Consider the following 8,312-nt stretch of genomic DNA (forward strand, 5'->3'; position numbering starts at 1 on the left):
TCGTCATTCCCCTTCTTCCGTCTGTTCCATCTGCAGCACCAGCGCCGCGCGCTCGCCGGCGTCCGACCCCACGTGGCACAGCGCGAGCGGCCCCGGCGCGTAGCCGTGCAGCGCCGCATGCGCCGCCTGCGCCAGCAGGCACGGCACGATGGCCGCGCCGATCTCTCCCAGGTACTCGATCGGGTGCCACAGCCCCAGCGGCTTCGCCCGCTCGCCGCCATTCAGCCGCCCGGCAACGAACGCGGCTTCCTTGAACTTGTAGTGCTCGCCCGACAGGTCGGTCAGCCGATAGGCGATGTCTTTCAGCGCCACGCCTGCCCCCGCCAGCGCGGTCTTCACCGCCTGCGTCAGCCCCTGCGCGCGCAAGGCTTCGGTGCTGTCGATGCGCGCGTGCTCGAGCGCCCGGCCGGCTCCGAGGATGCGCAGCGCAGGCCCCGCGCCCGGCGCGCCCGCGCGGCCCACCAACGCCGCGGCTCCCGCCTCGCCGGGGAAGAAGCCATTCGAGTTGCCCGGCGTCATCACGCGGCGTTGCCGCTGCATCGCTTCCAGCGTGTCGCGCTGCAGGAAGCTGTCGACGCCGGCCACGACCACGTGGGCGGCACGGCCGGTGTCGATCAGTTCGGCGGCGAGTGCCAGCGCGTCGACGCAGCCGGTCTGGTCTGCCGCGAACAGGCGCGACAACGGATGCGCCACCCAGCCGAGCCGCGCCTGGATCTGCGGCATCAGCAGCGTGTCGAGGTCGGCGAAGCGCCCCGGCCGCCCGGCTGCCGCCACGCCCAGCAGGATCGGCGTGCGCGCCGCCTCGTCGGGCGGCAACGCGGCCAGGCATTCGGCGATCGCCGGCGCCGCCAGGTCGGCCAGCTTGCCGGTGCCTTCCCACCATTGCGGCAGTGGCACCAGCGCGCCGCGCAGCGGCTGGCCGGTTTCGCGGTCGAGCCAATCGGTGCGTCGCACCGCGCTGATGCCGGCCCGCAGCGCGGCAAGCGTCGACGGCGCGTTGAAGCCCAGCGCGCTGACCAGCCCGAAGCGGCGCACCGCAAGCCCGATCATGGCCGGCCTCCGCGGGCCTTCGCGCGCACGGCGTCGGCCAGGCTCGCGTGGTAGGTCTTGCCTGGAAAGCGCCGCTCGCGATGCCACTGTGTCGACATCTCGCCGGCGATGACCTCCTTCACGTCGAAGACGCTGCGCCCGAGCGGCAGCGCCACGCGCCACGTGAGGCTGAAGCGGCCTTCGTCGGGCTCGAACACGAGGGTGTCGATGCTGGCTTCGCGCGTCACGTCGTGCCCGCGGTGCGGGATGAAGGTGACCGGCATCGCCCGGCGCGGCAATGCGAACCGGCGCAGCCCGTCGGGCGTCAGGTTCTTCAGCACCACCTCTTCGCCGCCCTGCGGCCAGGGCATCACCTGGTCGGGCGCCGCGGCCTGGAAATAGCGCTCGTCGAAATCGTCCGGCCACAGCGGCGCGGTGTTCTCGATCCAGTCCTGGTCGTAGGTGCCCGCATGCCGGCGCCGCGGCAGCCAGCTGCGCCCGATCGGCGAGAAGGCCTGCGGCCGGTAGCGGCCGTCGGGCGAGTCGACGTCTTCGTCCAGCGCTTCGGTGCTGGGCAGCGGCTGGCCGTCGATGTGCTGCAGCCGGTGCCAGTAGCCGCGGCCGACCGGGTTCTCCTCGTAGGCATGGATGCGGCCATCGGCCTCGTCGGTGCGGTCGGTGCCGCCGAAGGCCACGTCGTACGAGATCGGCAGCTGCGAGAAATACTGCGGCGCCGAACGCGTGGCCCCAACCAGCCGCTTCTGCCAATGGCGCGGGCCCACGACCTTGAATTGCTTGACCAGGCTGCCGACCTTCAGCCCGACCCCGCAGTGCGTGGTCGGGCGCCCGCCCGGGGCGTGGGCGCTGCCCAGCAGCAGCACGTCGCACGCCGGCTTGCCGTGTGCGTAGTCGGATTCGTGCAGCGGCGCGCTTGCGCCGGGTTCGCCGCTGAAACGGTCGGCCTCCACCAGCGGTACCTGCCCGGCATGCAACTGCGCCTCGCCGCCGTGGTCCGGCAGCGCATAGGTGGCCTTGACGATCACCACCAGCAGCTCGCGGCCGTCGCGGCGGAAGCCGAAGGTCCAGCCTGCGGGCACGCCGCTCACGTTCGTGAACCTCATGCGGGGAACCTGCGCAGTTGCCAGTCGGCGCGCCCGCCGACCGCGAACAGCGGCTGTGCCGCATCGAGCCGCGCCAGTTCGATGGCCGCTGCCGCGCGCTGGCGCTGGAAGCCGGTGCGCAGCACCTGCACCGCGCCGGCCACCGACACCGGCGCGCCGCCCAGATGGCGCTGCCCCGGCGCGAAGCGCGGCGCCTGCGCCTGCCACCAGGCCACGACGCGTGCGGCATCGGGCCACGGCAGGTGTTCGTCGGCCGCATCGGGCGGTGCGGCGGCGGCCGGCGCGTCGGTTGCCAGGTCGAGCAGCTTGAGGTCGGCGCCGGTGAGCATCGTCACCGCCGCGCCGGCCACGGCGGCGTGCTGCGCACCGGCGCACTGGTCGAGCAGCCACGGCATCGTGGCCGGGTCGCCGAGTGCGCCCACCGCTTGCAGGGCTTGGCGCCGCCGTACAGGGTCGGCGGCGAGCACGCGGATGGCTTCGCGCGCCCACTGCGGGTCGCCGCAACGCATGCCGACCTGGATCGCCTCGTCGCACAGCTCGGCCGATGCGAGGCCGGTCTCGAAGGCCGTGCGCGCGGCCTCGGTGTCACCCATCAGCGCCAGCGATGTGGCGGCCCGAAAGCGGCAGTGGGCATCGTCGTCGCGCAACGCGGCGGCCAGCAGCGGGCGCAATTCGCCGAGCTTGTGCTCGCCGACCGCCTGCAAGGCACCGGCGCGCACGGTGGCATCGTCGTCGCCGAGCAGGAACTCGAGCGTGGAATTCGTGTGCGCGCGGTGCGCACTGCGTGCTGCGCAGGCGATCCAGCGGTGCAGTGCGAGCGGCGGCTGCTGCAGCCGCTGCAGGCTCCAGTCGATCTGGTCGAGCGGGATCCAGGCCAGTGCATCGCACACCGCCCGGGCATGGCGCGGGTCGACCGGTGCCAGCGCCAGAACGTGGCGCATGCCGTCGAGGTCGCGGCGCTCGAAGGCCAGGTGGCTGGCGACGAACAACGCGCCGGCCTCGCCGCCGCCCAGGCCGTCGAATGCGGCACGCGCGCCGGCCGCGCCGGCCACCTGCAGCCCGGCCAGGTGCGCAAGCAGCCGCTCGTCGAGCCGCGCCAGCTGGTCGAGCGTGTAATGGGGCGCGCGCACCGCCTGACGGTGCAATGTCCACAGGAAGGCCGCTTCGCTCGCGTGCTCGCTCACCACCGGGTGGTTGACCAGCGCGGAGATCTCGCGCGGTGCGAAGCCGAAGACGAAGCGCGGCGCCGATGCGTCCAGCATGCCGCCTGCCCCGCTCAGTTCAGCTGCACCGAACCGCCGCGGATCCGGTTCGCGCCCGTCGCGTCGGTCAGGATGTCTGCGCCGCGCAGCTCGATGCGGCCGTCGCTGCGCAGGGTCAGCGCAGCCTTGCCGCAGCGCAGGACGAGTTCATGCGTGGCCGCGATGGTCAACCGCTCGCCGTCGACGTCGACCTTGACCCGGCCCGGCTGTTCATCGAGCGGCCAGCCGGTGCCGCCGCGCACGACGCCGGTGACGAGCGGCCGAGCGAGATCGCCGCCGTCAAAGACCAGCAGCACGTCGGCGCCGACGTGGGCCGGCCGCAGGTCGACGACACAGCGCGCCGGCACCGCGCCCGGTTGCAATTGCCCGGGGAACGTGACGAGCGGCGTGGTGCCGCCGTCGCCGAGCGCCAGCAGGCGGCCGACCAATGCCGCCGGTGCGGCCGCGATGGGCGCGGCGCGCGGGGCGCGCAACAAGGGTGCCAGCAAATCGTCGTCTGTGGCCTGTACCTTGGCCGGCGCGAGTGTGTCCCGCTTCATGTGTTCGATCTCCCTGGCGCTGCTGCGCCCGCTTTGTCGAACGATCCTATCGCAGGTGCCGCCCGATCTGGGCAGCACCTTCACGGCATCAGCCCGGCGGCACCGAGGGGCTGCGGCGCCGTGGCGGCATCACGCCGAACTCTGGCGCGCGCAGTTCCTGATCGCCGACCCAGCCGACTAGGCGCTTGGCCTGGTCGCCGATGAGTTCGAGCGACGCGATGCACAGGCCGCGCAGGGCGGCGTCTTGCGCGCGGTGCACGCAGGGCGGCACGCCGGCGGGCGGGGGCTTGGGGCGTTCTCGTTCATCGACTTCGAGCCACGCGGCGACGCCGTCGCTGACGTCGATGACGTGTTCCAGCAGGCGATGCACCAGGCCGGCCTTCAGCGTGAACTCGACGCTGTCGACCGAGGCGGGGGCGGTGCAGTGCAGCCGGGGTTTGAAGCGCGGGCCGTGCGGCAGGCTCGGTTCGAAGGGCGGGGCGTGGGAAGCCGACGCGGGGGATGCGGGGGAGGCGATCGGATCGGTGGCGGTCATCTTGACGGCCTCCTCGCGGCGGAGGGAGAACCCGCTTGGTCGGACTGCGATGGCGAAGCGGGAAAGGTCGGCGCGGGGAGGGCGCCAACGGGGGTACCAGCCATGGTGAAGGGCTCCTGTGTTGCGGTTAAAGCCGCCACGAGCGCTGTCAAACACGGGTGGCGGCCCAAAGCAGGGTTGACAGACCGGAACACAGGAACCGGCGAGCCCGAAGGCTCCCCCACCCGGGCCGCCCAAATCTGGAGTGGCATAGGTGTGCGACGCGCAAAAGAAAAGCCGCTGTGGCGGCTGCGCGCCTGTGTGTTCAGGCTGTCAAACCTGGCCTGCGATGGGGCAGGCGAGGGGAATGTATCACTGCCGCCGGGGGCGGCTGCCGTCAGTCCCGCGGGTCGCCGAAGGCCTCGATGAACTCGTCGATGAAGCGCTGCGATCCGGTCAAGGTCAGCGTGATCGCATGCCACTGCCCGTCTTCGACATTCACCTGCAGGTCGTGATCCCAGTCCATGCCCTCGTCCGCTGGACCGTGCGTGTGCGGGAAGCGGCGCCATGCCCAGTCGAGCAATTGCTGCGCCTCGGCCATCGCAGCCGCGTGATGCCCGGCGGTGGTGGAGGCCATGGCTTCGAGCGTGGTGATGCCTTCGGCGTTGTCGCTGAGGTCCAGGGTGAGGTAGTGCATAGACATGCGCGATTGTGTCGGCGAGTGAAGGAGTGCTCGCTGTTCAATGCGTTGGCCGCTATGCAGCGGTTGCTGTCTTTCAAAGCGGTGGGGTCAGTTCGCTGTCTCGGCCAGGTAGCGGCCATCGATCCAACAGCGATCGCTCTTGCTCAATGGCCGCTCATGGATGTGCAGCTGACGCTGCCGAAGCCGATGCGCGTTGAGGCCACTCGAACGGCTGCTGTTCGCTTCGGCGAATGGGAACACCCGACCCGTTGCCGTCGTTCGCCGCCTCGGACTTGACGCCACAAAGCGGTCATTCAGTGACAGCATGACTAGCAGGCATGCAGAGCGAATGTCGTGATAAGGTCGCTGGACATCGACCCGCAAACGATAGCCTCATGCCCGACTTGCCTCTCACCGCCATCCAGGTTCCGTTCAATGACGACGCCGTCAAGGTTGCGCACCTTCATTGGAGCGATGGCGATCAACCGACGAGAATCGCCGTAGCATCGCGGCGGTCCGGTCGCTCCTGCATCGTCGAGTTCGACGCGGTGATTGGTCTACGAATGTTGGATGAACTCGACTTGGCGTCTACGTGGCAGGGGGTACCGGCAGATGTCCTGAAGTCAAGTTGGCTCTTTGCTGTCAAGTCGGGCGGTTGGTTCGAGCTCGAAGCGACTCGCCCGGATTTCTACACCCAGCACGTGCTGCAGAAGCCTACCGAGTTCCTGGTTGCAGGCTTCCAGGATTGCGTCTCGGTGCTTGCTCTTTCGGTCCCCAGAATTCTTGAGATGAGTTCTGAGGCCTGAGGCCCTTGCCGATAGCCGCGGATGGTCAAGGTCCGCGACTGCCGACGGAGACATCCCTCTCAGCACCGCGGAGCGCCCGATGTCGTTGAAGTGCCAAGCAGCACCTCGCGGAGGTTTGGGCTCGCCACTAGGTCGGTTGCTCTGGGATCTGCAGGTCGTCCGAGGGGCGATGTACATTGAATGGCACGCGTGGAAACTGCTGACGAAGATCAGCGCTGAATTGATCCATGTCTTCTAGCCCTTGGACTTCAAGGGCTTGTGATTGTGAGCGAAGTTCAATCCGAAGAAGCTCATTTACGCGAGAACGAAACACCTCGATTGAAACCAACTCTGCACTGCCGATCATGAGCTGCCTGGAGCTCTCTGTTTGACGCCAGAGTCCGTGCCGGTCAATCTCAAAAGTTGTGGTTCGGAGAGCCTCCGGTTTGCGGAAGATTCTGCGTACCAGAACGATCAGCCCGCCGACGCCCCCAGCGAGCAAGAGGTACAAGAGGAAGACAGCAACGTACTTCGGCTCATGCGGGCCTGAAATCCACAGCGTTGCCAAGACCCCAAGAAAGAGGGCGACTCCGGCGCCCACAAACCTGGCACCTTGGTACGAAAGAGAGCCGAGCTTGTCACTAAGGTAAGCCTTGGAATAGTGGTGCTTCATGCTACGCAGGTTACCCGCAAGCCGTCGTTGGTGACCGGCCGGTCGTGGCCGACTGTTCCCCTTCGCCAAGCGCCCCGAAAGCAGTCGCACGTGGCAACCGACACGGCAGCGATCGACTGTTTGCAGGCGATTCCGCGAACATACACTGTCGGCCACTTGCGGCCAGTCACCAGCGACCGCTTTCGGGTACGCTCCACAGCGCTATGACTGAACTCCTACTGGGCTCTGAGTACGACGACGACCTGTTCTATCGACTCGTTGCCGAGGTCGAGACGATGGGCGGTTCGATCGTTGATAGAGAGTGGATTCTCGGCGGTCCCCAAGAAGCCACGCTGTACGAGATCTCGCTCCCAGGCGCCGACCTTGTGGCTGTTGCTCAATCCGGTATCGGTTTGTCGCTTCGTAGAGAGCCGGCGCTGGTTGAGGCCCTCGCGGATCGCATAGCTCCGAATCGGCCCGCTTGAATAGAGTGGCTCCCACATGTCGCTGATCGGCCACTTGCAGTCGTTCACGAACGACAGCCTTCGGATAGGCTAGGTTGCTGTGATGACGACCATGAACGCCTCGACGGATATTGGGTTCCAAGACGCACTGGAGTCGGATGCGGATGGGCTCGCAGACCTCCGTGTTGCCGCGATGCGCGAGAGCCTTGAACGAGTCGGTCGCTTTGATCCGATCCGGGCGCGGGATCGCTTACTGTCGTCGTTCGACGCCGCGGCGACACGCCACATTTTGGCTGATGGCTTACGCGTCGGGTTTTTCGTCGTGCGAACGAGCGCGAAGGAAATGCTGCTCGACCACCTATACATCGACCCGCGTCATCAAGGCCGTGGGGTAGGCGCTGCAGTCTTGGCAAAGGTCTTTGCCGAAGCAGATCGGCATTGTCTTGACATCCGGGTGGGTGCGCTCAAGGAGAGCGCTTCAAATCACTTCTACGCGCGCCATGGTTTCGTGCCCGTGGAGCAGGATGAGTGGGACATCTACTATGTTCGTCGGCATTCAGCGGCCGTAAGCCACCAGGGCAGTTTCCAGTCACCGCGCTGACGAGGCGAAGCAGCTGACTGGCACCACGAGTTGTCCGTCGCCAGTGACCGCTCTCGGGCCGCCCACCGCCAATGCTCTCCGCATGAGACAGAATGGTTCGGAGGCACCGAACACTGCCATGTTCACCGGTAGACGACACGACCCTGTCCGCAGGTTGCCTGGAGGCGCTACGAGATGACCGAAGATAAATCCTCTCAACCGAAGGAAGGCGGCACCAAGGATGGCGCCATCGGCTTCGTTGGATTGCTCTTACTCGTCGCGTGCATGGCGGTGTCGTGCTACTACCCATACCCAAGTGGTAAGCGCCCGGATTTTCTGAGCCTGCTGATGCTCTGGGCACGCGAGGCATTCATCCTCGTCGTTGCGCTCGCTGGCCTTGTCGTACTCGGAATCTCCGCAGGCATCAAGTTCATCAGGAGCCTTCGGGAACTCGGCGCCGAGCGGAAAAGCTGACAAGAAGACTGGCATCAGGCAGTCTTCAGCGAAGCGCTTCGCAGTCACGCGTTGGCCGGAAAGATGCAACGGGTCGCCTCCAAGCCACCAGGCGAGGCAGATGACAGGCAACAGTCGGCCACTACCCGCCTCTCACCAGTGGCGGCTTTCGGGTAGGCTGCGGCAAGTCGTTCAAGGGAAGTCATGCCAATACCTGCTTCAGAAAGCGAA

11 protein-coding genes are annotated in these 8,312 nt (G+C 67.4%); 3 read left to right on the forward strand and 8 right to left on the reverse strand.

The features are described 5' to 3' along the window. Positions 1 to 3: 3 nt before the first annotated feature. From FHT26_RS13115 to FHT26_RS13140, 6 genes are all read right to left on the reverse strand, one after another. Positions 4 to 1,050 carry a hypothetical protein gene (locus FHT26_RS13115; RefSeq protein ID WP_168560544.1) on the reverse strand — a complete coding sequence of 349 codons (1,047 nt, stop codon included), beginning with the start codon at positions 1,048 to 1,050 and terminating at the stop codon, positions 4 to 6. Next, positions 1,047 to 2,150, reverse strand: coding sequence for a DUF2169 family type VI secretion system accessory protein (locus FHT26_RS13120; RefSeq protein ID WP_168560545.1), 1,104 nt, complete (start codon positions 2,148 to 2,150; stop codon positions 1,047 to 1,049). The genes FHT26_RS13115 and FHT26_RS13120 overlap by 4 nt, the downstream gene beginning before the upstream one ends. Then, positions 2,147 to 3,412, reverse strand: coding sequence for a TIGR02270 family protein (locus FHT26_RS13125; protein WP_168560546.1), 1,266 nt, complete (start codon positions 3,410 to 3,412; stop codon positions 2,147 to 2,149). Before FHT26_RS13125 ends, FHT26_RS13120 begins: the two co-directional genes overlap by 4 nt. A gap of 14 nt (positions 3,413 to 3,426) precedes the next feature. Beyond that, positions 3,427 to 4,035: a DUF6484 domain-containing protein gene (locus tag FHT26_RS13130; protein ID WP_210427366.1), complete on the reverse strand. Its 609-nt coding sequence runs from the start codon at positions 4,033 to 4,035 to the stop codon at positions 3,427 to 3,429. Positions 4,036 to 4,039: 4 nt separating this feature from the next. Further along, on the reverse strand, positions 4,040 to 4,486 hold the full coding sequence (locus FHT26_RS13135) for a hypothetical protein (RefSeq protein ID WP_168560547.1): 447 nt from the start codon (positions 4,484 to 4,486) through the stop codon (positions 4,040 to 4,042). A 376-nt stretch (positions 4,487 to 4,862) separates the two neighbouring features. Next, positions 4,863 to 5,162, reverse strand: coding sequence for a hypothetical protein (locus tag FHT26_RS13140; RefSeq protein WP_168560548.1), 300 nt, complete (start codon positions 5,160 to 5,162; stop codon positions 4,863 to 4,865). Positions 5,163 to 5,542: 380 nt separating this feature from the next. On the opposite strand from FHT26_RS13140, the gene FHT26_RS13145 reads away from it, so the two are divergent. Beyond that, positions 5,543 to 5,953 (forward strand): hypothetical protein, encoded by a 411-nt coding sequence (locus tag FHT26_RS13145; protein ID WP_168560549.1) that lies wholly within the window; start codon positions 5,543 to 5,545, stop codon positions 5,951 to 5,953. A 127-nt stretch (positions 5,954 to 6,080) separates the two neighbouring features. Here FHT26_RS13145 and FHT26_RS13150 read toward each other — a convergent pair whose 3' ends face one another. Both FHT26_RS13150 and FHT26_RS13155 read right to left on the reverse strand, forming a co-directional pair. Beyond that, positions 6,081 to 6,605: a hypothetical protein gene (locus FHT26_RS13150; RefSeq protein WP_168560550.1), complete on the reverse strand. Its 525-nt coding sequence runs from the start codon at positions 6,603 to 6,605 to the stop codon at positions 6,081 to 6,083. 215 nt (positions 6,606 to 6,820) lie between these two features. After that, the gene (locus tag FHT26_RS13155; protein WP_168560551.1) at positions 6,821 to 7,117 is read right to left on the reverse strand and encodes a hypothetical protein; all 297 of its coding nucleotides are present in this window, start codon (positions 7,115 to 7,117) and stop codon (positions 6,821 to 6,823) included. A 34-nt stretch (positions 7,118 to 7,151) separates the two neighbouring features. Between FHT26_RS13155 and FHT26_RS13160 the strand changes: the two genes are divergently transcribed. Next, a complete protein-coding gene (locus FHT26_RS13160) occupies positions 7,152 to 7,649 on the forward strand; it encodes a GNAT family N-acetyltransferase (RefSeq protein WP_246867852.1) in 498 nt (165 codons plus the stop codon). A gap of 174 nt (positions 7,650 to 7,823) precedes the next feature. Then, positions 7,824 to 8,102: a hypothetical protein gene (locus FHT26_RS13165; RefSeq protein ID WP_168560552.1), complete on the forward strand. Its 279-nt coding sequence runs from the start codon at positions 7,824 to 7,826 to the stop codon at positions 8,100 to 8,102. Positions 8,103 to 8,312: the final 210 nt, after the last annotated feature.

Source organism: Rhizobacter sp. SG703, assembly GCF_012275445.1.
GTDB lineage: Bacteria > Pseudomonadota > Gammaproteobacteria > Burkholderiales > Burkholderiaceae_C > Rhizobacter.